This window comes from Vibrio sp. SCSIO 43086 (assembly GCF_051132235.1).
Taxonomy (GTDB): Bacteria; Pseudomonadota; Gammaproteobacteria; order Enterobacterales; family Vibrionaceae; genus Vibrio; species Vibrio diabolicus.
Window position 1 is genome coordinate 950988 of record NZ_CP072678.1, and the last position, 26924, is coordinate 977911.

A 26924-nucleotide genomic window follows, 5' to 3' on the forward strand; every position below is an offset into this window, starting at 1 on the left:
GTCTATACTCAAGCAAGAGTAAAACAACGGAGTGTTTTTATGACCTTAAAGCGGTTTCTGGTAACTTTGGTTCCTTTGACGGTTCCACTGTTTTCACCAAATGCATTGGCCGTAGACAAGCAGATGTCATCCACCATGAAAAGTAAAATGCGGTCTATTTGCTCCGCAACAGAAGAGCAGGGCCATTGGCAAGTTGCTGAAGCAACTCCTGACGCCAGACGCTCACTCAACATGGTGCTTTATCAAATGAATGCCGATGATAAATTGAAAGCGATTCATGAAGTGAGAACGAAAATGGTCGGCGGCACCCATTATGCGTTTGAGTTCGAGTTGCAAGATGGCCAAGTCTGGAATGCAATTGTATTGCACAGTGCCCGAGGCGATTACATGATCGAGAGGCACGCTAAGAAAGACGAACTCTGCCCTAAAGAAGGCGAGTCATAAAACCTCGCTTCAAATATAGCAAAGGCGACAGTTACGTCGCCTTTGTTTTATACCGTTTTCGCCTCTATCTTCTCATTCACCTTATCGCAAATGTACTCTCCAATAGGCATTGCAGATGTCGCTGCGGGAGAGGGGGCGTTGCAAACATGCAAGCTTCTTCCACTCTCGGCAAACAAGAAGTCATGAACCAAAGAGCCATCAGATAACACCGCTTGCGCACGAATACCCGCAGGATATGGTTTGAGGTCTTCGACCTTGATACTAGGGCAATATTTGTTGACCAACTTGAGATAGCCCGGCTTCCACCACGAGTTCTTAAACTCATCCAGTCCAGTTTTTAGATGCTTTTGCGTCACCTTCCAGAAACCGGAGAAACTCAGCATTTGCATGGTATCTTGCAGGCTAAAGTTGACCTTATCGTACCCTTCTCGCTTCCAGCCTTGCACCGCATTTGGACCTACGGTCACGCTGCCATCAATCATACGCGTTAGGTGGACACCTAAGAATGGCAAATCAGGGTCGGGAATTGGATAAATAAGATGATTCACCACTTGGTCGTGTTTGCTATCTAAGCGGTAGTATTCACCACGATAAGGGATGATTTGGAAATCGGTTAGAATACCCATCATCTTAGTCATGCGATCCGCCATCAAGCCACTGCAAGTAACCAAGAACTTGGTATTGAGCTGCATGGTTTGACCGTCTGAAATGCAGGTAAGTTGGACTTCTTCATCCCTCTCTTCGGCAGCCACTACTTTGGTTCTCAGGCTGATTTGACCACCGAGCTTTTGGAACTCTTCCGCCATCTGCTCAGTGACCAAACGATAATCGACAATACTGGTGGTTTTGACATAAATCGCGCCCAAGCCTGTGATGTTTGGCTCAGCCAGCTTGAGTTGAACTTCATCAAGTAGCTTTACGTCGATGCCGTTGACATGGCAGCGCTCATAGAGGGCATTCATACGTTCGACTTCTTGCTCATTGGTAGCAACCAGTAACTTGCCACAGTTCTCCACCGGAATATCGTGCTCGGCGCAGAACGAAATGGTTCGCTCTACCCCACGCTTACAAAAATCGGCTTTTAAGCTGCCCGGTGCGTAGTACACCCCAGCATGAATCACGCCGCTATTGTGTCCGGTTTGGTGCTTGGCAAAACCGGACTCTTTCTCAACCAATAAAATGGATTTGTCTGGGTGACGTTGCTGCAGTTGCCATGCTGTCGACACACCAACGATACCGCCACCAACAATGATGTAGTCATAGACTGATTTCATACGACCTCTTATAAAACCGATAGTTGAGATTGTTGCAATTTGAACTTACGACCACTGTAAATAAAAATCGCGACAAATACTGCGCAGCTTGCTACACGAACCAACATTGGGATGTCGTGCCAAACAAGCAATGTACCCACCACAATCAACACAAGACGCATCAGAATGTTTAGTGGACCTTCCAAGTAGCCTTCAATCGCACCAATCAATGCATAGGTACCGATGATGGCAAAGAAGCCCACGGTAATCACCGACGTCACATCCCAACTGACTAAGCCTGTGTAGGCAATAAGTAGCGGCACAAGATACAAACCTTTGGCGATTTTCCACGCCATCAAACCGGTGCGCATCGGTGGTGTTTTTGCAATGGTTGCTGCTGCAAAAGCGGTCAAACACACTGGTGGTGTTACGTTACTGTCTTGCGATAGCCAGAAGATGATGAGATGAGCAGCCAGCAGTGCTAAACCTACCGCTTCCATACCCAAACTTTGCTCTAGTAGGGTTTCCATAAAGTCAGCAGGTACTAGCGCCACCATTTCTTTCGCCGTTTCCAACGCCATTGGTGCATTAAGAAGTTCCAGCTTTTCTGGCGCTGCCAACATAAAGATCGCTTTTGCTTGTTCAGGCAATTGACCTGACACCATCAATTCAAGCAATTGGTTTTCTGCAATCAACTTGTAAAGCGCAGGGGCAGACAGTGTACCCAATACAATATACGCCGCTGTAACGGGTAAACCCATACCTAAAACAAGAGAAGCGAGCGCGATCAGAACGATCATGATGAACAAGTCACCATTCGCCCAGCCGTCGATCATCAATGAGAACGTGTTGCCAATGCCCGTTGTGCTGATCACGTTGATCACCAAACCAATACCCACCAGCAATACCGCGGTTGTCGCCATGTTTTTCGCACCTTGCGAAAGTGCTTCGATGATCGCTTTTGGTCCCATCTTATGCTCTTTCGAAAACCAAGAAGCCACCACCACAGAAATGATCGACAAGCCCGCAGCGTAAGTCGGTGTAAAGCCTTGAACCAACAAAGTAACCAAAACCGCCAGTGGGATAAGGTTGTGCCAACCACTGATCAACACTTTCAGTAAAGATTCATCGCTGGTCGTGATTTTTTGAACGCCGCTGCGTTTGGCTTCGATACGCACAAAGAACGCAACAGACAAGAAATAGATAAGAGCAGGAATGAAAGACACCGCAATGATATCAACGTAAGGAATTTGCGTGTAAGACGCCATGATGAAAGCACCCGCTCCCATCACTGGTGGCATCAACTGACCACCTGTCGACGCTGCAGCTTCAACCCCCGCCGCAAAGCGCGAAGGGAAACCTGCTTTTTGCATTAAAGGAATACTGATAACACCGGTTGAAACCGTATTTGCCACACTAGAGCCAGATACTGAGCCCATCAAACCGGAGCCAATCACCGCAATAAAACCGGGACCACCGATGATTTTGCCAGCCGCAGCACGTGCCACATTGATGATGTAATCACCAACACCTGAGCGAACAAGAAACGCACCAAACAGAATGAACATGAATACGAAAGTCCAACTGATGCGCGAGATAGAACCAAACATGCCCTCAGAAGAATAAAAGCTACGGTAGAGCAAGGTTTCCATGCTCAACCCCGGGAAATGGAAAATGCCTGTCGCCCACTTACCCCAAAGCACAACGTAGCTTAAACACACCACAATCAGCACTGGAATAAACCAACCCATGGTGCGTCGGATCAGCTCAATAACAATCAAAATTGCCATGATGGCAAAGACCCAATCGCTGGTCACGAACTTCACGCCACGCTCATACAGCGCATCTTCGGCATAGGGAATGTAGAGCAAACACGCGACCGCGCCCATAGCAATTAACACATCGATGCCGAGTGCAACCTTACTCTGCTTGAGAGAGATATGAGCCGGATACCAAAGCGCACAAATCACCGCAAAGCCAGCAAAGTGGGTCGCGGAAATCCATAACTCTGGTAACGTCGATAAGGTATTAAACCAAATGTGCAAAGCAGACAAAACCACGCCAAACACTGTGATTGTGGTGGTTACCCACGGAAAATCAGTGCGCGTGGGCAGCTCAAACTTCTGCAATTCCTTTTCTATTGAGTCGCTCATCTCATACTCCAAGCTCTGGCGGCTTTTTCCATCTTTGAAATCGGTAGGGATAAAATGCCCCGAGCCAAAACTCGGGGCGAAGTAGGCATTATTTCGCCATTAGATCTGATGGGATTTCGATGCCCATTTCTTTGTAGTAACGCGCCGCGCCGGGATGAAGAGGCACTGGCAAGCCAGCAATTGCTTTCTCAATCGCCATTGCTTTTGTTGCTTTGTGGATACCTTGTAAGAAAGGCAGGTTCTCGTAGATCGCTTTGGTTAGCTGGTAAACGTCTTCTTCCGAGATATCTTCACGAACAGCCAAGAAGTTTGGCTGTGCAATGGTGGTGATCGGCTTATCTAGACCCGGATACGTGTTCGCTGGGATCTCGTACTTCGTCCATAGGTTGTAGTTACCGTTCGCCTCTTTGATTTGTTCGTCAGTAAACGAAAGAATCGAAATGTCTTTACCCAGCGCAGCAAAAGCTTGAGTAACCGCACCAACAGGTACACCTGCAGGCGTGTTCATACCGTCAATGGTGCCGTTTTGAAGTGCACTCGCACTACCGCCGTAGCCCATGTAAGCAAGATTGAATTTATCAGGGTCTACCTTCAGACCTTTCATGATTTGACGACCCGAGTTCTCAGTACCAGAGTTCTTCTTACCGATAGAGAATTTCTTACCGTCTAGATTGTTCAGATCAGTCACTGTGCCCGTTTTTGCTAAGTTAGAGCGAACAATAAAGTGCTCAACGTTTTGCCACAGCATAGAGACTGAACGCAGTTGTTCTTGACGACCGCTCTTCTCATAAGGACCTTCACCAGACCAAGCCCAAGCACCGTAAAGACCTTGTAGGATCGCGAACTGTGCTTCGTTCTCGTTCAGCAGTTTGACGTTTTCACCAGAGCCCGCAGAGCTGATTGCAGAAAGGGAGAAGTGGTGCTTTGGTGCCAATTTCACTTTGCTTAACGTCGCCAGTGCTACGCCCACAGGGTAGTAAGTACCACCTGTCGATGCCGTTGCAAGAATGTAGCTACGATCCTCTGCCGCAGCGTTAGCAGCAATACCAAAAGAAGTTACAGCGACAGCCAAAGCTTTTACCAGCTTGTTCATTTTCATTATTACTCTCCGTGTAGTCGTTTCACGATTGGGGATTTACATCATGTTAAATCTTTATTAACAACACATTCCCTAGAGCAATTGAAATGCCAACTTTTAACCCTTTGTATTTATTGAACTAAGCGCTGAAAGACATCAAAAATGAGCAAAATCATGCTGATTTGATAGCAAAGCAATGAGCAAGATCTTGCTCATTGAAGAGAAGGAGGTTGCACGCCTAGAGCGCAAAAGGTTAATAAAATGTGATCAAGACAAAATAAATGCACGATAGGCTGATAAGCAATATTTTGCCGATGCAATTTTGGATTGAACTGCAACTAATGAGCGTCTTAACAATAAGAAGAAAAAGCGCATCATTCTAAACTGCTCACTTTATCAGCGGAGGTTTATAGCCTAAACGACTACAAATAGCACAAAAATACAGCAAAACAAGCCATGTTACAGAATTGATAAGTCATTTATTCTAATTTTGAATTAAAAAAGCAGTTCGATCCACCAGTTAAGAAACAAACATTGACCGTATCAACTTATTTTCTACTTCGGGGTTGTGCCAATAGCCCTATGTTCGTTAGGGTAACAACACGCCAAGGCAAACGTATTCCTTGGTGCTTTTTTGTCATTAAGGATCACTCATGTCAGCAACTGCGCAATTACAATTCGCTTTAAAACGCCCATCTGGCGTTGCTGCTGCGATCCTCCTGCTCTCTCTGAAACTGATTCAGAGCTGACAGGTTATATCTAAACTTTCTGTCAGCTTGAGAAGAAGCTGACGGGAACACCACATACTCCTCCCATTCCTTTCAGTTTCTTCCAAGCGAAACATAAGAGGAATAACAATGTTAAGCGCACGCAATATCGCCGCTTTGGGCTTCATGACTTTCGCCATGTACTTAGGCGCGGGTAACCTGATCTTCCCTCCATTTTTGGGTTATCAAGCAGGTGAAAACTTTCTGAGCGGGATGTCTGGCTTCCTCTTAACGGGCGTAGGTCTGCCTGCAATGGCGCTGGTGATGGTCGCTATCGTAAACGGTTCAGACAAATTAACCGCCGCCCTACCTAAACCTTTGGCGACCAGTTTTTGGGTGATGGTATTTATCGTGATTGGCCCTGCATTCGTGATTCCGCGCGCAATTACCGTGGCTTACCAATTCAGCTTTGCGCCAATGTTTGGTGATGCAGCTTTGGTGCCTTTCACTATTGCCTTCTGTGCTATCACCATTCTATTTGCCCTATATCCGGGTAAGTTGGTCGACAACCTAGGCAAGATCTTAACGCCTGCATTGATGGCTATCTTAATCATCATGTCTGTGACTGCTTTGGTTTCTCCTGCAGGCGAGCTAACTGCCGCAACGGGACCATACGTATCTGGTGCATTTGCTGAAGGCTTGACTCAAGGCTACATGACAATGGACGCGCTAGGCTCTATCGGTTTTGGTTGGATTATTTTCCGTGCGATTCGCAGCATGGGTGTGGATTGCCCGAAAGCCACCGCAAAATACACGCTAATCGCAGCTTTGATGTACGCGGTTGCCATGGCATTTGTTTACATCTCATTGGCTTACATTGGTTCGACGAGCTCGTACTTGGGTTCTGAGTTCAGCAATGGTGGCGACATCTTAACGGCATTCACCTTCAGCCACTTCGGCGCATTTGGTTCACTATTACTTGGTGCCGTGATGGTATTGGCGTGTTTGACTACTGCTATCGGCGTAACCACCGCAGGCAGTGAGTTCTACGACAACACTTTCAGCAAAGTGAACTACAAAGGCTGCGTTATCACGACCATGGTATTGGCAGGTTTGATCGCCAACGTAGGTCTGGAGCAACTATTGGCTATCACATTGCCAGCGGTTGTGGCGCTTCACCCAGTAGCAATTGCGTTGATGATCATGGCACCAGTGCGCAACAAGATGTCGCAAATCATGGTCGTCGCGACGGCGTTCACTGCTCTAACGTTTGGTTGTGTTGATGCGCTGCACATCCTAGGTTACATGCCAGATTCCACCGATGAGTGGATGGGTAATTACATGCCTCTGTACAATGACTTTGCTAGCTGGATTATGCCTAGCGTATTTATGATGATTGTTGGTCTGCTGTTTACGACGAAAACCAACCAAACCGAACAATTCGAGCTGGTAAATGAATAGCCGTTTAACATAAGACATCACTCAATAAGTAAGTTAATATGTAGTTCGCTTATTGATATCAGGCAAAGGAGTTGCCTGAACTATGGATTGATGTGGAGCGCTTATGGACAATCAGTATTTAGACATCAGAACGCTCAACTTTATCGTTATTCTGTTCTCTTGCATTTACTCAATCAGTCTACTTTGTTACCAATACACACAGAAAAAAATCAAAGGCTTAAAGACTTTTTCTCTCTCGCTGTTATTTATTGGTTTTGGGCCTTTTTTACTGGGATTTAGAGGCTCCGCACCAGATTGGCTTACCATCGTCATAGCTAATACGCTCATATTAATCGGCTTCTTGCTTACGCTTTACAGCGTAAGCATTTTTCGTCAATTCCCTCTAAAACTGGCCCACTCACTCGCTTTTTTAACGCCCATTTTCAGCGGTTCGTTTTATTATTTCACCTTCCATGACCATTCAATTAAAAGCCGCATCATTTACTTAAGTGTTTATATCTGCATCGTTACGTTTTTTAGTGGGATCGCCATGCTGAAAGGCACCAAGCAAGACCAAAAACTCCCAACCATAGTGATGGCGTGCTCCTTCTTTTGCTTCAGTATTTTTATGGGCTTCAGAGCACTTTGGAGCGCTTTCGCCAATGAAGTGCCAAATTTTATGACCGCAGGTTTTATCCACCAGATGACGTTTTTACTTAGCATCTGTCTGATTGTCGCTATGAGCTTTAGCATGTTGTGGCTAATTAATGGCCGCTTGATACAGTCAATCAATGATCTCTCACATTTAGACGCCCTCACAGGGCTTCATAATCGTCGCGCGATGGAAGAAATTGTTCCAAATCTTGTTAATCAAGCGCACAAACGGAAGCAATCAATAAGCATCATCATGACCGACATGGACGAGTTCAAAGCGATTAATGATCACTATGGCCATACGGTAGGCGATTCCGTCATGGCTACGATTGCCGCTATCTTTAAGAAACACCTCCAAGAGTCAGCTTGCACAGTACGATTTGGTGGTGATGAGTTCATGATTGTTTTACTTGAAAAAGCACAACGCGCCAAAATTGTTGCCGAGCAAATTCGCCTGGCGGTGGAAACTGAAGCCTCATTACAGTCATTCGAAAATGAGATCACCATGAGCTTTGGAATCAGTGAGTTATCTGAGGGACAATCGCTTCACGAGGTCGTTGCTGAAGCAGACGAAGCGCTGTATAGCTCTAAACATACGGGCAGAAACCAAGTCACCTTGTTTGGAGAAGGGAAAGGCCTAACTTATAAGTTTGTCCCAACTCCCTCGAAAAGCGCATAATCATATTTGTGACGCCCATAGCGGTAAGTCAGCTTAAAAATTGCGTTAAGTATAATCAGAGCGATTTAAACCAAACTTTTGCATTTTTTGGTTAAGGGTTCGACGTGGTAAATCCAACTCCTGCATCACTTCATTGATGCGTCCGTGATGCCTGACCAATGAATCATGCAGCACCTTGCGCTCAAAATTATGTAATTGAATAACCAGTGGAACACCCACTTGCGTCTCCTCCGTGGTTGACGAAGGACGGCTAGAGAGAATTTCCATCACAGATACCGTTTCATCCAAAGCAAAACGCATAGCCACGTTTCGCAGCTCTCGAACATTCCCAGGCCAAGCGTAGGAAAGCACTGCGTTTCTGTCGGCATCACTCAATGGTCTGGTTTCAGGGTTAGTTTGCAAGGTGAAGTGCTCAAACAAAATCAGTGAATCTTCTTCTCTCTCCCTGAGTGGCGGCAAATAAATTTGCGCGACGTTGAGCCGATAGTATAAATCTTGCCGAAACTCTTCATGATCATTGAGATCTTCTTTCGCAGCCGCGATCACTCGTAAATCAACGCCGATCTGCTGATTCCCCCCCACTCTTTCAACGGTATGCTCTTGAAGCGCCCGCAGCACTTTCACCTGCATGGACAACGGCATGCTTTCTATCTCGTCAAAAAACAACGTGCCTTTATCGGCGTATTCCAATTTGCCGATGCGTCGTTTGTTTGCACCAGTGAACGCCCCAGCTTCGTGACCAAACAACTCACTCTCGAAAAGGTGTTCTGGAATCGCACCACAGTTTATCGGCACAAAGTGATGAGGTTTTCTTTGGCTTTCATTATGTAAACTGGTCGCTACCAGCTCTTTACCACAACCCGTTTCACCGTAGATGATCACGTTAGTATCGATTTTCGCCAATTTCGCAACTTGCTCGCGTAATTGCTGCATCACTCGACTTTGACCAATGAGCACCTCTTCTAAACCACTCACGCTAGCTAGATACTCTTGGCGGTGAAGCGTCGATGTTTGCGCGCGATGGCTCTCGACCGCATCTGTGACACGTTGAGACAAACGCTCCGGCTGGAAAGGTTTTTCAATAAAATCAAACGCGCCGTTTTGTAGCGCATTCACCGCCATATCCACATCACCATGACCAGTAATTAGTATCATTGGTGTTGGAATGTGATTCGCAATAAGGCTCTCTAAAATCGAAATTCCATCAGTATCTGGCAAACGAACATCACTAACTATCGCATCAAACTCTTGGTTCAGAATGGCGGTTTTACCTTCCTCCCCCGAGCTAAAAGCTATGACGTCAAACCCCGCCAATTGCAGCCATTGGCTTGTTGCTTGACGAACGATGTCATCATCTTCAATTAGGGCGATACGCGGAATGTCGTCAAAAGTCATGAGTTACTGCCTGATCGGTGATAGAAGTCTTTGCTAAAGTTAGCAAAAACCATTCTATAGAAAAGGAGTTAGATCCCACTTCTTAATCACAATTCTTTAACATCCAATCGGTTAAGCGCACTCTTTCACTACCAACTACGATAACTATGTTCAGCCAAACGGAGCTCGTATGCAGCGCACTAAGAATGGGAAAATGTGGCTAACCGCCGTATTGATCAGTACGCTGGTGATCTTTTTCTACGGTGCTAGCCGAGAGGTGGCCCATCAATGGCTGAGCGTCCAAACTCAACAAGAAGCACAACAGAAACTCCTCGACTACATTGGTGAAGTCCGCCGAGCATTAAAACGTTTCTATCACCTTCCCTATCTCGTCACGAATAACCCAGAAACAATTGCGTTTGTGAAAGGCAATTTAAACTACTACGAGCCACTTCAAGCACAACTGACACAGCTCGATAAAGCCGCGAATACAGAGGGTTGGTTGATACTTTCAACCTCGGGAGAAGTGTTGGTATCGAGTCTGATCGATGAACGGTTCAGCCGCTCTGACCGCCGTGCAATTGTCGAACAAATACAACGTCAGGGAGAAGGCGTCTCACTGGTGAATAAAACAAAAGGTTCTAGTCCGCTTTACTACCTCTCTGCACCAATTTTTGATGGTTTGGAGATAGCGGGCATCGTTGTTGTTCAAATCAACCTGAGTTTGCTAACGGAGCAGACCATCACCAGCCAAGACATCATCACGCTACAAAATCGCCATCAACGCTTCTTCCTCTCCAGCAGCACAAACTATAACGCCGACTGGTTTAATGAACCGAATAACCAAGTCAAAGTCGAAACTCAAACGCTGTATGACAATACGGTGATTCATTTCTGGACTCTCAATCAGCAGCGCTACTTTGCACACACAGTAAAGCTGGACGACTTAAACTGGTTTGTCAGTTACCTTATTCCGACCAAACCTGTTCAGCAAACGATTAGTGTCATTGGATGGAGCATCGCAGCGCTCCTCCTGCTCCTTATCCTGTTGGTCATCATTGGTTTACAGCGTCGACAAAAACATCTCAATCAGCAGCGTATTCAAGCCTTACTAGAAGAATCGCAACGCCGGCTTAAACAGATGATCAATAAAACACATGTTGGTTTGTTGTTGATTGATGAACAAGGTCTATTGTTCGACCTCAACCCAATGGCAAAACGCCTTTTTTGTCTTCCTGAAAGTGTGAATCGTCATACCTTCGCCTGGGAGTTATTTGATGCGGGTAATTCAAATTCGACCACACTCACTTTGCTTAGAGATCTGCCAAAGCATAAGGAACTAGCAGAGATTAGCGCTGTAGAAACCATTGCCAGACGCAGCGATGGAAGCGTCTTTCCTGTCCTATTTTCTCTGACCAGTTTTCCATGGCATGGCGAGCAGTATTTCCTTGCGACGATCATCGATATCAGCAAGCGGAAAAAAGCCGAGCAATCACTGCAACAGGTCAACCAAGAACTGGCGCAGCGGGTAGAAGAGCGAACTCAAGCGCTAAAAGAAGCGCAAAGCCAATTAATTGAATCGAGCAAAATGGCAGCCCTAGGTCGCATGTCGAGCGCACTCACTCATGAGCTCAATCAGCCACTAACAGGCTTGCGAACCCTGCTCACTACAAACGAGCTGCTAGCGGAACGTGGCGAAACCGAGATGATGAAAGCCAACAATGTCTTAGTACAGAAACTGATTGATCGCATGGCAAGCATGACCAGTCAGCTAAAGACATTTGCTTACAACAAGCCTGAAAGACTACAAGAGATTTCCCTCACAACCGCTTTAGAAGAAACCCTACGAGTCTATCAATCTCAATTAGAGAACGTTGACGTGCGTGTACGTGTTCCTCACGATTTACCTAACATCATGGGTGAAGAACAACGACTACTTCAAGTGCTCGGCAATCTTGTGTCAAACGCATTGGATGCAATGGACCAAACCGACAATCCGCAGCTGAGTTTGATCGTCAATCCAACAGAAAATCAAGTTGAACTGCTTGTCAGTGATAATGGCTGCGGCGTATCAGATGAGATGCTTGAATCCATGTTCGAACCATTCCAAACCTCAAAGAAAATTGGTAAAGGTTTAGGACTCGGTTTAGCGATCACGGCTAATAATATGCGTGACATGGGTGGCAGTATTTCTGTGCGCATAAACCACTCCAAAGGCCTTTCCTTTGAGCTTATTTTTATAGCTGCCTAGAAAGCAATCAATAACCACATATTTTTGCTCAAATATATTTACAAGATAATTGATAAGAGCGTCTAAATAATGAGACAATTTACATAAGTTGCATAAGCAGACAGAAACCAACGTCTGCACACCTATAACAATGCAACTGTAAATCCGATCTATTCAATTGCTTCGGCAACAAAAATATAAAGTAACAATGGAAACGTTATGAACAAATTAGCTTTTGCAGTGGCTAGTGCACTAACCGTGCTTTCAACACAATCAATTGCGGCACCATACGTCGCAGATGCTCGCAGCCATGCGATGGGTAACACTGGTGTGGTTTCAGCAGATTACCTAACAGCCCCACTTCACAACCCTGCTCTTGGTGCGTTATACCGTGAAAACGATGATGTCGGCCTACTTCTGCCTGCATTTGGTATCAATGCGAATGACAAAGATGAAGCGCTTACCACTGTCGAAGATGCGCAAGACCTGTACGATCGCATTAAAGGCATGCCAACACCTGCAGATGAGGCAGAAATGTCTCGCTTACTAGATAAGCTCGATAATAGTGCTCCAGTAGCAATCAACGGTGGTCTAGGTCTGGCTATCGCAATCCCGACTCGCCATGTTTCAATCAACCTATTTAGTACAGGTTACGTTGAAGTGATCGCGGCTCCAGACATTGCTGATTCTGGTACGGTAGAGCAGCGCTACCTGAACTCAAACGTTGAGCTAGTGGCATTTGGCACTGCTGAATACGGCGTTTCATTTGCACGCAACTTTGAGCTAGGCGGCCAAAACATCGCGTTTGGTATCTCTCCTAAATACCAACAATTGATGACCTACTCTCAGCGCACTTCTCTAGATGATTTTGATGTCGAAGATTACGATAAGAGTGAAGTATCAAAGAGTGCCTTCAACATGGATCTAGGCATGGCGTGGCACAAAAATGCATTCCGCGCTGGTATCACTATTAAAGATCTGTTCAAACAAGACATCGATACAGAACTTGGCGGGTACACTTACGAACTCACCCCTCAAGCAACTGTAGGTCTTGGTTATGCAAGCGACTACGTTTCATTTAGCATTGATGCCGACTTAACCAAGCAAAAACGTTTCAAAGAACTAGCAGACGACACTCAATTTGTTCGAGTTGGTATTGAAGGCAATGCTTGGGGTTGGGCACAACTACGAGCAGGTTATGAGATGGATCTAGAAGATACTTTAGAAAACTCAATTACTGCAGGTATTGGCATCAGCCCATTTGATGTCGTTAGCTTAGACATCGCAGGCTCTTATGCTGGTGAAAACCAACTAGGTGCAGCAGCAAACCTAGCATTTACTTTCTAAATGTTATCTCCAGCCTTGCATAAGCGGGGCTGGAACTCTATTTCCAACTATTCTGATTTACCCCCCTTCCGATTAAAAAAATACCAGTTGAGCCATATTCTCCCGAAGCTTGAGAAAAACACGATCTCAATATCAGAATCCCTCTTTGACCTACACTATTCTCAAATACAGAAAACACATATTTCAAAACAATAAAGAGTGAGAAACATGATTAAGTTTCCTGAACATTTTCTTTGGGGCGGTGCCATTGCTGCTAACCAAGTAGAAGGGTCGTACAACCTTGGGGGTAAAGGGTTATCGACTTCGGACATGCTGCCAAACGGTATTTTGAGTCCGCATCAAACCCGTGAAGAGCGTACGCCGGGTATCAAAGACCTGGCAATTGACTTCTACAATCGCTACCCAGAAGACATTGCGCTGTTCAAAGAGATGGGATTTAACTGTCTACGCCTGTCTTTGGCGTGGAGCCGCATCTTCCCGAACGGTGACGAGCTAGAACCGAACGAAGAAGGTTTGGCGTTCTACGATAAAATTTTTGATGAGCTAGCGAAGCACGATATCCAACCTTTCGTGACCTTATCTCACTACGAAATGCCTTACGCACTGGTTGAAAACTACGGCGGTTGGGGCGATCGTCGCGTGATCGAATTCTTCGAACGTTATGCTCGCACCGTGCTTGAACGCTACAAAGATAAAGTGAAGCTGTGGTTAACGTTCAACGAAATCAATATGTCTCTGCATGCGCCATTTACTGGTGTCGGCTTGCAAGAAGACGCTAACGAACAAGACATTTATCAAGCGATTCACCACCAGCTAGTCGCAAACGCGAAAGCGGTAAAACTGTGTCAGCAAATCGTACCAAACGGCAAGATTGGTAACATGCTGCTTGGCGCAATCAACTACCCATATACTTGTAACCCTGATGATGTGTTAGCCGCCATGCATGAAAACAACAAGTGGTTGTTCTTCGGTGATGTGCAGACTCGTGGTCAGTACCCAGGCTACATGAAACGTTACTTCCGTGAAAACGGCATTGAAATACAAATGGAAGCTGGCGACTTAGAAGAAATTGCATCGGCCAGTGTCGATTTTATTTCCTTCAGCTACTACGCAAGTGGCTGTGCGAGTGCCGATCCGCAACAAAAAGAAGTGGGTAACATCGTCGATAGCGTACCAAACCCATACCTTGAAAAGAGCCAATGGGGCTGGTTGATCGATCCAAAAGGCCTGCGCGTTTTGCTTAACTTCCTTCACGATCGTTACCAAAAGCCGCTATTTATCGTCGAGAATGGCTTAGGCGCTCGCGATGAATTCGATGAAAACGGGGAAATCCAAGACGATTATCGAATTTCATACCTTAATGATCATTTGGTTCAAGCACACGAAGCGATTCTTGATGGCGTTGAGTTGATGGGCTTCACCAGCTGGGGGCCTATCGACTTGGTGGCTAACTCAACAGCCGAAATGAGCAAGCGTTACGGTTATATTTATGTCGATCGTCATGATGATGGGCAAGGAACGCTAGAGCGTAAACGCAAGAAGAGCTTCTACTGGTATCAAGACGTGATTCGTACTTCAGGCGGTTCATTGAAAAGCTAAGCCTGTTGTCTGGATATAAAGTGCGACTAGGCATTCGCCTAAACCATCAAGCCCTGCATTTGCAGGGCTTGAATTTTAAGGTGTTAATGCATTTAGAGATTAAACTGCAATCTCTCCACCGTCTTCACGTCGAATGACAACCGTCGCCGCTCGTGGACGCACAGAAACACCAGCAGGCGTTTCTTCGGCGGCATCTTCACTGTATGGCCAGTTGCCTGGGTGCTGAATATTCACAAACAATGATTTGTAATCAGGGCTGATAGTAAAGCCTGTCACTTCACAACCATTTGGTCCAACAAAGAAGCGTTTAAGCTCCGCTTGGTTATCCGCACCAATCACTGCTTGGTCACCATTCTCATCTGTTAGCTTAGATGGCACAACGGCCAACATTTGATCATTAGTGTAAGACGTAACTTCATCTGCGCCGTTATCGGTCTGAATCCACAAAATACCACGGCCATCAAACGCTAATCCGTCAGGGCTAGCAAACTGGTTTAGCTCATTCAGGCCAGAACGGTTGGTATCTGCATCACCATTTGCTGGCGAACCAAAGACAAAAATATCCCAAGTAAAGTCTGTAGCTGAAGCCCCTTCATCCCAACGAATAACGTGACCAAACTTATTATTCAAACGTGGGTTCGCAGGATTGGTTTCATCTGTACGGCGCGTATTGTTCGTCAATGTTAAGTAAACCGAACCTGTGAATGGATCAACCGTACACCACTCTGGGCGATCCATTGGGGTTGCCCCAACGAGGTCAGCCGCGCCTGCCGTATTAATGATAATTTCAGCCAATGAGTTAAAGTGCTCCGCTAACGTACCACCAGATTTTGTTACGCTATCAAGCGTCAACGGCAACCAAGTACCTGTACTGTCTTCATTGAAACGCGCAACATAAAGTGTGCCTTCGTCCATGTACTTATCGCCTGTCGCTAGGCGGTTTTCCGAGTTTGCATCTGCTGGATCCCACGATGCCGCAGATTCAAATTTGTATAGGTACTCAAAGCGAGAGTCGTGACCAGAGTAGAATACCACTGGTTTGCCTTCTTCAAGCTTACCAAACGTACAGCCTTCGTGACGGAAACGACCTAGTGCAGTACGCTTTTTCGCACGCGAGTTTTGCGTGTAAGGGTCAATTTCGACGATGTAACCGTGACCATTGGCTTCATTACGGTAATCATCCATTGCACTTGCTCCTGTTGGAGCCACGTTAAAGCGAGAGAACTCATCGAGACGCTCTTCTGCATTTCCTGCAAGTGTTTCCCACAAGTAGCGTGTGCTTTGGTCATCAACACCAATGCGATCTTGTTCTTCTGTACGAGTCCCGGCGTTAACAAAGTAACCTGGCCAGTTCTCTTCACAAGTTAAGTAAGTGCCCCATGGCGTGTAGCCGTTGCCACAGTTGTTTAACGTACCACGTGCTTGGCTGCCATCTGGCGAGAAACGAGTGACGGTTAGTGACGTGTGCGCCACTGGGCCAGATAAGTCCATTGCTGTCGCACCAGTGTAACGGCGGTTTAGTGGATCAGTATCGACTAGCTTCCACATGTTATTTTCAAGCTGAATACGAACCACTGACACACCGTGCGCGTTAATCTCTTTACGCACTTCATCTACAATGGTACGTACGCCATTTTCAACCGTCGGACCGTTTGGATGCAGTGCTGATGTATCAATGTACTCGTGGTTAATACATAGTAAGCCATCTGTGGTGCTATCGTTCAATGGGAAAAAATGCATGCCGTCATGGTGCATGCCTAGCGCATTTAACTGATCGGTACTGGTGTTGGTACCATCATTTTGCCATGCGCTGCCTTGTGCATTAAGTGGTGTTCCCCAAGGTACCAATACTTGTGCGGTGTAGCCTTGTGGAATTGAAACGGCGTCAGTGAGTGAGCCAGGGATAGATTCAAAGTTAAGAACGGCTTTAGATACGCCCGAGCCACTGCTTACTGTACTTCCTGAGTCAGACGAATTACAACCAGCCAATCCGAAAGCACCAAACGCTGTCATCGCACTGATACCTAAACCACCTTTTAGAATGCTGCGTCGAGATAGGCTCGCTTCTAATACTTCTTCAAATGGTTTGTTTTCACTTTGGTTATAACGCGTCGCGTCAAAGGTTTCCTTGCTCATTTTTACTTTCCCGATCTTATAGTTTAATTAATAAATAAGTGATTAGTTGAACGGCAAGAAGTTTGGAGAAGAAAAATGACAAAAGTGCTTAAAACATATGAAACTTGTGTTTCAGCAGTGCAGCAAACTCAGCAGCGTTACCAATTGAGCAATTAAGTTTTGGTCACATAATCACCAACTGTATCGCTTCATTCTGATTTTACTTGGGCTAAAGTGTGATAGAAGGTATAAGGTGTACGAATTCAAATCATCTACGAGAGATAATCATGAAATTAGACAAGATCGATAACAAGAGCCGTCGTATCCGTAAAAAGCTGTTCTTAGGTGAGTTCGCAATCCTAGGTTTCGAGATCAGCTGTGAAACAGACATCAACGACTTCGACCGTTACGATGCATTCGTTGATGACTTTATCGACTACATTGATGGGCTTGGCCTTTGCTTCGGCGGCGGTGGTCTAGAACTGTTTGAAGGCTTCCTATGCTCTACTGACCGTTACGGCAGTGCTACTGAAGAGCAAAAAGCACAAGTTATTGCATGGTTAGAAGCACGTCCAGAAGTGAAAAGCGCAAAAGCTGGCGACTTGGTTGACGCAAACTACCTGTAAGTAACAGAGTCATACTGACAATAATAAAAAGCTGGTCTCCGGACTGGCTTTTTTACTTTTGGAAGTGTGTGATAGTAAAAGTAGAGTGCTTGGAGGTTGTGCGGAGTGAATGTGATTGTGGCGTTTTTGAGCTGGCAATCAGCGGGAAACGGCGTTCCACTGCCAGCTCGTGCCTTTAGGTATCATTAACTATGATTTTTTAGCTGGTGCGTCTTTCGTGTCTTTCCAGTATTGAATACGCACACGATGTAGCTGAGCTCTTCTAGTCTTTTTCATAGTAAAATCCCTCATCTTATATAAGTAACGCTCCTTATGGAGCTTATTGTCTAAGGTCGAATCCCCTTCAATCTATAAGGGAACCAATTATTTAACCGTGACCAATTTCACAACATAATGATAATTACCGATTTCTTGCAGTCATCTTTGGCTAGTAAACGGCGTATTATCTCTCTGACACGGTTAACTTACTCACCAGATATGACAGAAAAATGGCAATCAAGTTCCCTATATTATCTGTCACTGAATCTTAATAATGATTCCTGAAAAATTTTGCAAGTAAGATATCAATTGCCCATCACTTTCAGCCGAGTAACTCTTTTCGCGTTCGTGATCGCAGTTGTGTGCGACCCAATTAAGGCTGGATTCGCTGCTGATATTGCTGACGGTACTCGCGTGGCGTAAGCCCTTTATACGTTTTGAAGTGACGATTAAACAGGGCTTGGTTTCGATACCCTACTCTCTCAAACACAATTCCAATCGGCAAAGGCGTTGATTGCAGCAAATCTGCGGCATGATTGATCCGCAATTTCATTAGGCGTTGGCTAAACGGCTCTTTAAAGTGCTTTTGAAACAATCTTGTGACCGCACTTTCACTCAGCGATAAGTAGTTCGCCAAGTCTGCGAGCGTCACTTTGCTAGCAAAGTGACGCTCGAGATACACGTTGACACTTGCCACTCGTTCTCTTTCCTGTAATTCGTGTTCACTCATCGATAAATAAGAGTGAGTCATCAGTGTTTTCGCTCCTTCATCGTGAGCAATCAGAGACAAAACATGGAGAAATCTCGAGAGTTGCTCCATTGCAGGAAACGTCATGAGCTCATGCAGAAGATCCACAACGTGCTGAGTTGTCCGCTCAGAAAACACCACACCTTTGTTGGCCGCCTTTAAAAGCGGATCAAGCTTTCTAAGCTCTGCGCAATAGAACATCAAATTGGCAATCCACTCACGCTTAAACCAGATCACATGAGTCTCGCACTTGCTCTCGACCAATGTGGAATGAATAGAGTGAGGCACACCTGGAGCGATCAATAGCATTTGGTTGTGAGTCACTTCTAATTCGTGATGACCAATATGCAAACTGCCAGTGAAGTGGCGATGGATGACTAATTCAAACACATCATCGTGAAAATGGAGATCGTACTCTTTTTCTGGCTCATCAATGCGACGATAGCGCCAAGAAAAACCTGGTCTTTGTGGTACTTTTTCGATGTGTGCCATTGGCTACTCCACAAAATAGTATTGTTTCACGCTCAAATAATATCAGTATTGCCAGCTTAATCTTCATCACGCCGAAATAGTATTGATATTAAGCGGCATACTATCAACTTTGTGTCGTCACGCTCCTTATTGTTGCCTTGAAAGACAAGATAACTAAGGAGGCTTTCATGAGTCACTTCACTGTCAAGCTACGCCAAGTCCTGCACAAAACACGTGATGAATGGGCAACATTCGCCATCAAAGAAATGGAAATTCCACCTAATACTATCGCCAAATTTTATGGCTACAAATCGAGTTGTGATCTTGAGCAAATTCTTAAACAGGATGAAAACGACACCAATTCGGACATTTGCTCGACACCTTGTGCGAGATCTCTTACAAGCAATGTAAGTAAAACGACCATCATTGACTAAGACAAAATCGAAAAATTAACATAAGCCATTGAAAATTATCATTTATATCATTTCAAACAATATTCGCTGCCAAAGTTTTTTTACCTAGCTAATTGAGAGTAATCAGCAAAACATCAATACTGATTGTGTCGACAGGATGTTGGCGGGAACAGGAAAAAGCCTAATGGACTAGGTATCTTCAGGATGAAGATTTGGTAGCTTAGGATGAGTTATCAGCAAGGATGTAGTTAAGCTCTAGGATAGAGTTCGCCCGTCAGGATGATAGGCAAGAATGGACACCGCTAGGAAGGCGATGAACAAGGAACTCGGTTAAAGGACTTAACCACAATCAAGGATAGATGCAGGGAGCACCTATAGTAGCCGGATTGCTGCGAAAAAGAATAAGCCCCGTCTGGGAAACCAGGCGGGGTTTTATTTTGTCTGCTATTTATTATTCGCGAGGCACCCGATTCTCTTGCGTCGATTTATTTCGTGCCGTGCTATCATTTTCTCTACGTCTTTCAGCAAGCTCACAGCAAATCTCACATTATGCTTAATCCTGTTTGGTTACATACATTTAAGACATTGATTGAAGTCGGTCATTTCACACAAACGGCAGAAAAACTTTTTATGACCCAACCTGGTGTCAGCCAACACATCAAAAAGTTAGAGCAAAGTTGTCAGCATGCGCTGATCAAACGTGAAAACAAAAGCTTCGAATTAACAGAGCAAGGTCGGATTGTTTACGCCTACGCGCTGGAGTTAGAAGAAAGAGAGAAAGCGTTGCTCGAAGAACTCAGTTTTGATGATGCATTTTCAGGTCACTGTAAACTGGCCTGTTCTGGCGCAATGGCATTGATGCTGTATGGCCCTCTTTTAGAAAAGCAAAAACAGCACCCAGGCTTATCGCTGCATTTAGAAGCCGCACCCAATCACTCGATTCTCAATGCAATAACGGAAGGAAGCATTGATATTGGAATCGTAACTGATGTTCCTCACAAAGGTTTATTTCACAGTGAAAGAATTGGTAAGGAGCAGTTGTGCTTAGTCCTACCTAATCAATACCGCGAAAGGCAGATAACACCACAACTCTTGCACGACTGTGGTGTCATTGCCCATCCTGATGCCAAGCACTACATGACGCTGTTTTTTGACCAATGCGCGGAACAAGAGCTCCAAGAAATTAAGATGAGCGATTTACCATTATCCGGCTACGTGAATCAATTAAGCCAAATTTTACTGCCTGTGAGTAAAGGACTCGGCTTCACCGTGCTGCCTCAAAGTGCTGTCGACAATTTCCCACAAAAAGATACCTTGCACATCGCACAACTGAAAAACACCGTGTGTGAAGAGTTATTTTTAGTTCGCAAACGCAGCCGTGTTCTGCCACTGCGCTATCAAACAATTAAAGATGTGTTATTGGACGTCATCACAAACTCAAAACAAACTACAGAATAGCCTAACGTTTTAAACTCGTCGTAATCCGTTTGCTTAAAAAAGTCCACAGACAACTTCCGGCTTACGACGCTGAGAATGCCCGATGATTCAACAAATTATTTTTGTCGTAACGACGAGTTTTTTTCGTTTTCTTCTCGCGAGAAAAAAACCTAAGGTGCGCACCTCTAACGAAGTGGTTGTCCAACCACACATCTAAATCGTTGAAGTCAGTAGGTAATATCACCTAAATATCACATACCTGCTGCATTCTATACTCTATACTTATATTTTTAATTTGGTACTGACTTACTAAGGAATTGCCATGCGTATTGCTATTCTCTCTCGTAATGAGAATTTATATTCAACCATGCGCCTAAAACAGGCAGGTGAAGAGCGTGGACATCAAGTAGACGTCATCGATACTCTGCACTGTTATATGGACATTACGAGCAACAACCCTAAGATCCGCTATAAGGGTGAAGAATTGCCACAATACGACGCTGTGATTCCTCGCATCGGTGCATCCATCACATTCTACGGTACCGCGGTTGTACGTCAGTTTGAAATGATGGGCACATTTTGTGTCAACGAATCGGTCGCGATCAGCCGCTCTCGTGACAAATTACGCTCGTTGCAACTGTTATCGCGTAAAGGCATCGGCTTGCCGCGCACTGGCTTTGCTCACCACCCTGATAACATTCAGGACGTGATCAAAAATGTTGGTGGCGCACCTCTAGTGATTAAATTACTAGAAGGCACTCAAGGCATCGGTGTTGTGCTTGCTGAAACCAACAAAGCAGCAGAAAGCGTGATCGAAGCATTCATGGGGTTGAAAGCAAACATCATGGTGCAAGAGTTCATCGAAGAAGCTAAAGGCGCAGACATACGTTGCTTTGTTGTCGGTAATAAAGTGATTGCAGCGATGAAGCGCCAAGCGAAAGAAGGCGAGTTCCGCTCTAACTTACATCGCGGCGGCTCTGCACAGTTAGTGCGACTAAGCAAAGAAGAACGCGCTACTGCGATTAACGCGGCAAAAGTCATGGGGTTAAACCTATGCGGTGTAGATATCCTTCAATCTAAAAACGGCCCAGTGGTAATGGAAGTGAATTCTTCACCAGGTCTTGAAGGTATCGAGCTCGCTACAGAAAAAGACGTTGCTGGTATGATTTTCGACTTTATCGAGAAAAACGCAAAACCACACGCAAACCGTACTCGTGGTAAAGGTTGATAATTGTTTGAGTGAGAGCCTGCTTAGTAGGCTCTCGTATTACTCATCGCTAGGATGACACTATGAATCAGAAAATGATCATTGGGAACGCCGAAGCTATTTGCTTACCTGAGTTAGGGATTACTCACCTTGAAGCGCGCATTGATACGGGCGCACAAACCTCTTCATTGCATGTAGATAACATTGATTGCTTTGAAAAAGATGGTCAGTCTTACGTTGCATTCGATCTACACCCGGATGTTTATCATTTAGAACAAGTGGTTCGCTGCACAGCGAAGCTAAAGGCAAACCGTAAAGTTAAATCTTCAAACGGTACCTTTGAGCATCGCTGCGTTATCACCACCATGCTGCGCATGGGTGACAAACAATGGCCAATCGACATTACGTTGACCAACCGTGAAAAAATGACTTACATGATGCTGTTAGGTCGTCAGGGCATGGCAGACAAAGTGCTGGTAGACCCTAGCCAATCTCATTTATTGGCATCTTAACCCCGTAGCTTCAGATGAGTGATCGAGCGTCTTTGTTGAGCATCACTCATCTGGCTTTATCTTCGTCTACTTCCTGCGAAATAGCGCAAACAACAAGCCCTTAGCTTTAACCTTTGTGACGCGCCAATGGGTCATCGGCTTAGTCGGCGCAGTATGCAGAATGTGCTGATACGCTTTCTCATCAAAAGTCACCTCTCCCCCGTGCGCCAAAAGCAAACATTGCGGATCCATCTCAAACACACGCTTTAATGATTGGCGATATTGGTTTGGATGAAATATGGGAAACGGCGCAATCAGGTGTTTCTTAACTTGCACCATCAAATCCGCCACATACAATACATCTTGTTCAGAATGATAAACCGACAAATCTCTATCGGTATGTCCCTGCGTTTCTAGTACCTGCCAATCATCAAACCCCGGAATACACTCACCATCGATGAGTTCGATATCGGGCTTTAACTTGCGCGAATACCACAGGTTTTGCTTTGGTTTACGCATCCGGTTCGCCATCCAGCGCGCTAACATCAAATCGGTCAAATGCATTAGCCAACCGTCTACACCGCTATACCACTGGCTCTCTCGCTTTGCGGCCAATAGTTTACATCCAGTTAAATCACGCAGTTTGTGCGCGCCACCAGCGTGGTCTGGATGCATGTGAGTTACAACGACCAACTTTAGGTCAGAAAAAGGACGATGGAGTTGATGTTCAATAAAATCTTTAAGGTGAGGAATGTCTGCTCGACTTGCACCATCAAGCAACATTAATTTATCGGGATATTCGGCGAGATACATGGTCTGAATGTATCCCTGAATTCTGTGCAGCTGCAAAATATGTCCTTATTTGAGTGAGATTTTTCATGACCGCTTCCATACTGGTCAGACCAACTATAACAGCTGAATGGACGCACTGGTAAACAAATGTTCACATCAACGCACGACAAGAAATCATAATCGAGATGATAGATTTTAATCATTAGACTCAGCGGCACTTTTATCCGTTAATGCGCGCACACGGAGTTCGTGTCAGGGTATGAGGTTAATGCCTCATGATTTGCTTTTTTGTACTTTTCCTTCTAATTAATTAAGGACTTAAGTACATTTTTGTGAGAATCGAGTTGGAAAAAGCAACTAAATTAGACCGCATCCGCGCGGACTACAACGTTCACTACTGGAGCCAAGGTTTCTACGGTATTGATGACCAAGGCGAGGTTTACGTATCACCTCGTAGTGATCGTGCACATCAAATCCCTTTCAGTGCCATTGTAAATGAGCTAGAAGCGAAGCAGTTAAATCTGCCTGTATTAGTGCGCTTCCCGCAAATCGTGCACCAACGTGTGCATGGAATTTGCCACGCTTTCAACCAAGCAATTGAAGAATACCAATATCCAAACAAATACCTGTTGGTGTACCCAATTAAAGTAAACCAACAACGTGAAGTGGTGGATGAAATTCTAGCGAGCCAAGCTCAACTAGAAACCAAACAGCTTGGTCTTGAAGCGGGTAGCAAGCCAGAATTGTTGGCAGTACTTGCATTGGCTCAACAAGGCAGCTCCGTGATCGTGTGTAACGGCTACAAAGACCGTGAGTATGTGCGTCTTGCACTGATCGGTGAAAAGCTGGGCCACAAGGTATTCATCGTACTAGAGAAGCTTTCTGAGCTGGATCTGGTGCTAGAAGAAGCGAAAAGCTTGGGCGTAAAACCGCGCCTTGGTTTGCGCATTCGCCTCGCCTCTCAAGGTGCGGGGAAATGGCAAGCAAGTGGCGGTGAAAAATCGAAATTTGGTTTGTCTGCATCGCAAGTGCTTAGCGTTATTGAACGTCTGAAACGCGAAGGCAGCCTAGATGCGATGCAACTGGTTCACTTCCACCTTGGCTCACAGATGGCAAACATCCGTGACGTACGTAATGGTGTGAATGAGTCTGCACGTTTCTACTGCGAACTGCGCGCACTGGGTGCAAACATCGAATACTTCGATGTGGGCGGCGGTTTGGCAGTCGACTACGACGGCACACGCAGCCAATCATCGAACTCGATGAACTACGGCCTTGCAGAGTACGCACGTAATATTGTCAACACAGTGGGCGACGTGTGTCAGCAATACGAACAACCGATGCCAGTGATCATATCTGAATCCGGTCGTTCACTGACAGCGCACCACGCTGTGTTGATTTCTAACGTAATTGGTACAGAAACGTACCAACCGGAAGAAGTGCATGAACTTGGCGCAGATGCTCCACTATTGCTACAAAACATGTGGCGAAACTGGGAGAACTTACAAGATGGTACAGACGCTCGTGCGTTAATTGAGATCTACAACGATACCCAAAGTGATTTGGCAGAGGTACACTCTCAATTCGCAACTGGCGTGCTTAACTTGGAGCAACGTGCGTGGGCAGAGCAACTGTCACTGCGCATTTACTTCGAACTAAGCCGCAAGATGAGCACTAAAAATCGCTTCCACCGTCCGATTCTGGACGAGTTGAGTGAACGTCTTGCAGATAAGTTCTTCGTGAACTTTTCTCTCTTCCAATCTCTACCAGATGCTTGGGGTATTGATCAGGTGTTCCCTGTTCTGCCACTTTCTGGTCTTGGCGATGCGGAAGAGCGTCGTGCGGTAATGTTGGACATCACCTGTGACTCTGATGGCGCGATCGATCACTACGTTGATGGCCAAGGCATCGAGAGCACGCTACCTGTACCAGCTTGGAGCAAAGACAAACCTTACCTAATGGGCTTTTTCCTAGTAGGCGCATACCAAGAAATCCTTGGTGACATGCACAACCTATTTGGTGACACCCACAGTGCAGTAGTCAATGTTGATGAACACGGTCAATTTGAGATCAGTTACATCAATGAAGGTGATAGTGTAGAAGACATGATGCGCTACGTTCATATCGACGTGGATGCGATTCGTGACAATTACAAACAATTGGTTTCCCAAAGAGTTGAAGCCAATGAACAAGCACAAATCCTAGCAGAACTAGAACAAGGTCTAGCGGGATACACCTATTTAGAGGACTTCTGATATGAATGATTTGTTTACTAAAACCGATTATTCGCTTTACTCCAACTCTATGTCGTTTTTACGTCTACCGTACATTCGTAATCCGGTATCGGCAGACGCAGACGTTGTGGTGCTAGGGGTTCCTCTGGACATGGCTACATCTGGTCGTCCAGGCGCACGCATGGGGCCAGATGCGATTCGCCGTGCCTCAGTCAACTTGGCATGGGAAGGTAAGAAGTTCCCGTGGGACTTCAACGTATTGGATAAGCTGAAAGTGATCGACGCGGGTGACCTCGTGTTCGATTGCGGTGATGCGGAAGATTTCACTTACCGTCTAGAGGCGGCAACCAGTGAAATTCTAAAAAGCGGTAAAACCATGTTGGGATTGGGCGGTGACCACTTCATCACACTGCCTATCCTGCGTGCCTACGCGAAGCATCATGGTCAAATGGCTCTGATTCACTTTGATGCTCATACGGATACCTACGCAAATGGCAGCTCATACGACCACGGTACGATGTTCTACCATGCGCCGAAAGAAGGTTTGATCTCTGCGAAGAACTCCGTACAAATCGGTATTCGTACTGAATACAAACAGCAGGATCACGGCTTTAATGTGATTAATGCGATGCAAGCGAATGACATGTCGGTGAACGAGATCTTAGAAGAGATTCGTCGTACCGTCGCAGATAAGCCAGTGTATGTTACTTTTGACATTGACTGCTTGGACCCAGCCTTCGCGCCGGGAACAGGTACACCCGTTTGTGGTGGCTTGAACTCAGACAAAGCACTGAAGATCATTCGTGGCTTAGCCGGTATGAATATTGTGGGTATGGATGTTGTAGAAGTATCGCCTCCGTACGACCACAGTGATGTTACCGCATTAGCGGGAGCAACCATCGCACTAGAAATGCTTTACGCATACGCATCTGGTCGCGAATAAACATAATCATTTCTAAGGGAGCTTCGGCTCCCTTTTTATTCATGGTGCCTTCTCTAGTCTTTTCTTCGTTCGAACCATGTCTTGCTCTGGCTAACCAAAACAATTCTTCTCTCCTCGGTTTTAACCATAAAAACCAATGACCTATAAGTGGATTTACATTCACAACAAATAAGAGATTTAACGTAATTCAACAAAGAAAAGCAGCCTGTTTCCGAACGCAAATTAAGATTA

20 protein-coding genes are annotated in these 26924 nt (G+C 45.5%); 13 read left to right on the forward strand and 7 right to left on the reverse strand.

All coding sequences use genetic code 11. The annotated features are described in order from the left end of the window. Positions 1 to 39: 39 nt before the first annotated feature. Positions 40 to 444, forward strand: a complete 405-nt coding sequence (locus J8Z23_RS20450) for a cystatin (RefSeq protein WP_301659931.1) — start codon at positions 40 to 42, stop codon at positions 442 to 444. A 47-nt stretch (positions 445 to 491) separates the two neighbouring features. Here J8Z23_RS20450 and lhgO read toward each other — a convergent pair whose 3' ends face one another. The 3 genes from lhgO to J8Z23_RS20465 form a co-directional block, all read right to left on the reverse strand. Continuing rightward, positions 492 to 1718, reverse strand: a complete 1227-nt coding sequence (gene lhgO / locus J8Z23_RS20455; protein WP_434635308.1) for an L-2-hydroxyglutarate oxidase — start codon at positions 1716 to 1718, stop codon at positions 492 to 494. Positions 1719 to 1726: 8 nt separating this feature from the next. Next, positions 1727 to 3850 carry a TRAP transporter permease gene (locus J8Z23_RS20460; RefSeq protein WP_301659933.1) on the reverse strand — a complete coding sequence of 708 codons (2124 nt, stop codon included), beginning with the start codon at positions 3848 to 3850 and terminating at the stop codon, positions 1727 to 1729. A gap of 88 nt (positions 3851 to 3938) precedes the next feature. After that, positions 3939 to 4949: a TAXI family TRAP transporter solute-binding subunit gene (locus J8Z23_RS20465; protein WP_253658281.1), complete on the reverse strand. Its 1011-nt coding sequence runs from the start codon at positions 4947 to 4949 to the stop codon at positions 3939 to 3941. Positions 4950 to 5785: 836 nt separating this feature from the next. Between J8Z23_RS20465 and brnQ the strand changes: the two genes are divergently transcribed. Both brnQ and J8Z23_RS20475 read left to right on the forward strand, forming a co-directional pair. After that, on the forward strand, positions 5786 to 7096 hold the full coding sequence (gene brnQ, locus J8Z23_RS20470) for a branched-chain amino acid transport system II carrier protein (protein WP_104970290.1): 1311 nt from the start codon (positions 5786 to 5788) through the stop codon (positions 7094 to 7096). A gap of 103 nt (positions 7097 to 7199) precedes the next feature. Beyond that, on the forward strand, positions 7200 to 8408 hold the full coding sequence (locus tag J8Z23_RS20475; RefSeq protein WP_434635309.1) for a diguanylate cyclase: 1209 nt from the start codon (positions 7200 to 7202) through the stop codon (positions 8406 to 8408). Between the two features lie 45 nt (positions 8409 to 8453). Here J8Z23_RS20475 and J8Z23_RS20480 read toward each other — a convergent pair whose 3' ends face one another. Beyond that, positions 8454 to 9803, reverse strand: a complete 1350-nt coding sequence (locus J8Z23_RS20480; protein ID WP_006741248.1) for a sigma-54-dependent transcriptional regulator — start codon at positions 9801 to 9803, stop codon at positions 8454 to 8456. A gap of 169 nt (positions 9804 to 9972) precedes the next feature. On the opposite strand from J8Z23_RS20480, the gene J8Z23_RS20485 reads away from it, so the two are divergent. The 3 genes from J8Z23_RS20485 (at position 9973) to J8Z23_RS20495 (ending at position 14958) form a co-directional block, all read left to right on the forward strand. Next, the gene (locus tag J8Z23_RS20485; RefSeq protein ID WP_301659934.1) at positions 9973 to 12033 is read left to right on the forward strand and encodes an ATP-binding protein; all 2061 of its coding nucleotides are present in this window, start codon (positions 9973 to 9975) and stop codon (positions 12031 to 12033) included. A 198-nt stretch (positions 12034 to 12231) separates the two neighbouring features. After that, on the forward strand, positions 12232 to 13359 hold the full coding sequence (locus J8Z23_RS20490; protein WP_301659935.1) for a conjugal transfer protein TraF: 1128 nt from the start codon (positions 12232 to 12234) through the stop codon (positions 13357 to 13359). Positions 13360 to 13566: 207 nt separating this feature from the next. Next, the gene (locus tag J8Z23_RS20495) at positions 13567 to 14958 is read left to right on the forward strand and encodes a glycoside hydrolase family 1 protein (protein ID WP_434635310.1); all 1392 of its coding nucleotides are present in this window, start codon (positions 13567 to 13569) and stop codon (positions 14956 to 14958) included. A 99-nt stretch (positions 14959 to 15057) separates the two neighbouring features. Here J8Z23_RS20495 and J8Z23_RS20500 read toward each other — a convergent pair whose 3' ends face one another. Further along, complete coding sequence (locus tag J8Z23_RS20500) at positions 15058 to 17094, reverse strand: PhoX family protein (RefSeq protein ID WP_256898386.1); 2037 nt, start codon at positions 17092 to 17094, stop codon at positions 15058 to 15060. A gap of 266 nt (positions 17095 to 17360) precedes the next feature. Here J8Z23_RS20500 and J8Z23_RS20505 point away from each other — a divergent pair, with 266 nt between their 5' ends. Continuing rightward, positions 17361 to 17699, forward strand: a complete 339-nt coding sequence (locus J8Z23_RS20505; protein ID WP_005393599.1) for a YggL family protein — start codon at positions 17361 to 17363, stop codon at positions 17697 to 17699. A gap of 631 nt (positions 17700 to 18330) precedes the next feature. On the opposite strand, the gene J8Z23_RS20510 is transcribed toward J8Z23_RS20505, so the two are convergent. Next, the gene (locus J8Z23_RS20510) at positions 18331 to 19197 is read right to left on the reverse strand and encodes a helix-turn-helix transcriptional regulator (protein ID WP_395202226.1); all 867 of its coding nucleotides are present in this window, start codon (positions 19195 to 19197) and stop codon (positions 18331 to 18333) included. 167 nt (positions 19198 to 19364) lie between these two features. Here J8Z23_RS20510 and J8Z23_RS20515 point away from each other — a divergent pair, with 167 nt between their 5' ends. From J8Z23_RS20515 to J8Z23_RS20530, 4 genes are all read left to right on the forward strand, one after another. Next, positions 19365 to 19610, forward strand: coding sequence for a hypothetical protein (locus J8Z23_RS20515; RefSeq protein ID WP_065645589.1), 246 nt, complete (start codon positions 19365 to 19367; stop codon positions 19608 to 19610). A gap of 528 nt (positions 19611 to 20138) precedes the next feature. Then, positions 20139 to 21047 (forward strand): LysR family transcriptional regulator, encoded by a 909-nt coding sequence (locus tag J8Z23_RS20520; protein ID WP_046873895.1) that lies wholly within the window; start codon positions 20139 to 20141, stop codon positions 21045 to 21047. Positions 21048 to 21348: 301 nt separating this feature from the next. Further along, the gene (gene rimK / locus J8Z23_RS20525; RefSeq protein WP_005393586.1) at positions 21349 to 22254 is read left to right on the forward strand and encodes a 30S ribosomal protein S6--L-glutamate ligase; all 906 of its coding nucleotides are present in this window, start codon (positions 21349 to 21351) and stop codon (positions 22252 to 22254) included. A 62-nt stretch (positions 22255 to 22316) separates the two neighbouring features. Further along, positions 22317 to 22745, forward strand: a complete 429-nt coding sequence (locus J8Z23_RS20530) for an ATP-dependent zinc protease family protein (protein ID WP_005393584.1) — start codon at positions 22317 to 22319, stop codon at positions 22743 to 22745. 66 nt (positions 22746 to 22811) lie between these two features. On the opposite strand, the gene J8Z23_RS20535 is transcribed toward J8Z23_RS20530, so the two are convergent. Next, a complete protein-coding gene (locus J8Z23_RS20535) occupies positions 22812 to 23537 on the reverse strand; it encodes an MBL fold metallo-hydrolase (protein ID WP_048625145.1) in 726 nt (241 codons plus the stop codon). Positions 23538 to 23860: 323 nt separating this feature from the next. On the opposite strand from J8Z23_RS20535, the gene speA reads away from it, so the two are divergent. Together speA and speB are read left to right on the forward strand one after the other, a co-directional pair. After that, positions 23861 to 25771 (forward strand): arginine decarboxylase, encoded by a 1911-nt coding sequence (speA, locus tag J8Z23_RS20540; RefSeq protein WP_161444533.1) that lies wholly within the window; start codon positions 23861 to 23863, stop codon positions 25769 to 25771. Between the two features lies 1 nt (position 25772). After that, on the forward strand, positions 25773 to 26693 hold the full coding sequence (gene speB / locus J8Z23_RS20545; RefSeq protein WP_005393578.1) for an agmatinase: 921 nt from the start codon (positions 25773 to 25775) through the stop codon (positions 26691 to 26693). The last annotated feature ends 231 nt before the right edge of the window (positions 26694 to 26924 follow it).

Excerpts from the sequence above, each read along its gene's own strand:
- J8Z23_RS20450 (WP_301659931.1), top strand. The coding sequence starts at position 40 with ATGACCTTAAAGCGGTTTCTGGTAACTTTGGTTCCTTTGACGGTTCCA.
- lhgO (WP_434635308.1), bottom strand. The coding sequence starts at position 1,718 with ATGAAATCAGTCTATGACTACATCATTGTTGGTGGCGGTATCGTTGGT.
- J8Z23_RS20460 (WP_301659933.1), bottom strand. The coding sequence starts at position 3,850 with ATGAGCGACTCAATAGAAAAGGAATTGCAGAAGTTTGAGCTGCCCACG.
- J8Z23_RS20465 (WP_253658281.1), bottom strand. The coding sequence starts at position 4,949 with ATGAAAATGAACAAGCTGGTAAAAGCTTTGGCTGTCGCTGTAACTTCT.
- brnQ (WP_104970290.1), top strand. The coding sequence starts at position 5,786 with ATGTTAAGCGCACGCAATATCGCCGCTTTGGGCTTCATGACTTTCGCC.
- J8Z23_RS20475 (WP_434635309.1), top strand. The coding sequence starts at position 7,200 with ATGGACAATCAGTATTTAGACATCAGAACGCTCAACTTTATCGTTATT.
- J8Z23_RS20480 (WP_006741248.1), bottom strand. The coding sequence starts at position 9,803 with ATGACTTTTGACGACATTCCGCGTATCGCCCTAATTGAAGATGATGAC.
- J8Z23_RS20485 (WP_301659934.1), top strand. The coding sequence starts at position 9,973 with ATGCAGCGCACTAAGAATGGGAAAATGTGGCTAACCGCCGTATTGATC.
- J8Z23_RS20490 (WP_301659935.1), top strand. The coding sequence starts at position 12,232 with ATGAACAAATTAGCTTTTGCAGTGGCTAGTGCACTAACCGTGCTTTCA.
- J8Z23_RS20495 (WP_434635310.1), top strand. The coding sequence starts at position 13,567 with ATGATTAAGTTTCCTGAACATTTTCTTTGGGGCGGTGCCATTGCTGCT.
- J8Z23_RS20500 (WP_256898386.1), bottom strand. The coding sequence starts at position 17,094 with ATGAGCAAGGAAACCTTTGACGCGACGCGTTATAACCAAAGTGAAAAC.
- J8Z23_RS20505 (WP_005393599.1), top strand. The coding sequence starts at position 17,361 with ATGAAATTAGACAAGATCGATAACAAGAGCCGTCGTATCCGTAAAAAG.
- J8Z23_RS20510 (WP_395202226.1), bottom strand. The coding sequence starts at position 19,197 with ATGGCACACATCGAAAAAGTACCACAAAGACCAGGTTTTTCTTGGCGC.
- J8Z23_RS20515 (WP_065645589.1), top strand. The coding sequence starts at position 19,365 with ATGAGTCACTTCACTGTCAAGCTACGCCAAGTCCTGCACAAAACACGT.
- J8Z23_RS20520 (WP_046873895.1), top strand. The coding sequence starts at position 20,139 with ATGCTTAATCCTGTTTGGTTACATACATTTAAGACATTGATTGAAGTC.
- rimK (WP_005393586.1), top strand. The coding sequence starts at position 21,349 with ATGCGTATTGCTATTCTCTCTCGTAATGAGAATTTATATTCAACCATG.
- J8Z23_RS20530 (WP_005393584.1), top strand. The coding sequence starts at position 22,317 with ATGAATCAGAAAATGATCATTGGGAACGCCGAAGCTATTTGCTTACCT.
- J8Z23_RS20535 (WP_048625145.1), bottom strand. The coding sequence starts at position 23,537 with ATGTATCTCGCCGAATATCCCGATAAATTAATGTTGCTTGATGGTGCA.
- speB (WP_005393578.1), top strand. The coding sequence starts at position 25,773 with ATGAATGATTTGTTTACTAAAACCGATTATTCGCTTTACTCCAACTCT.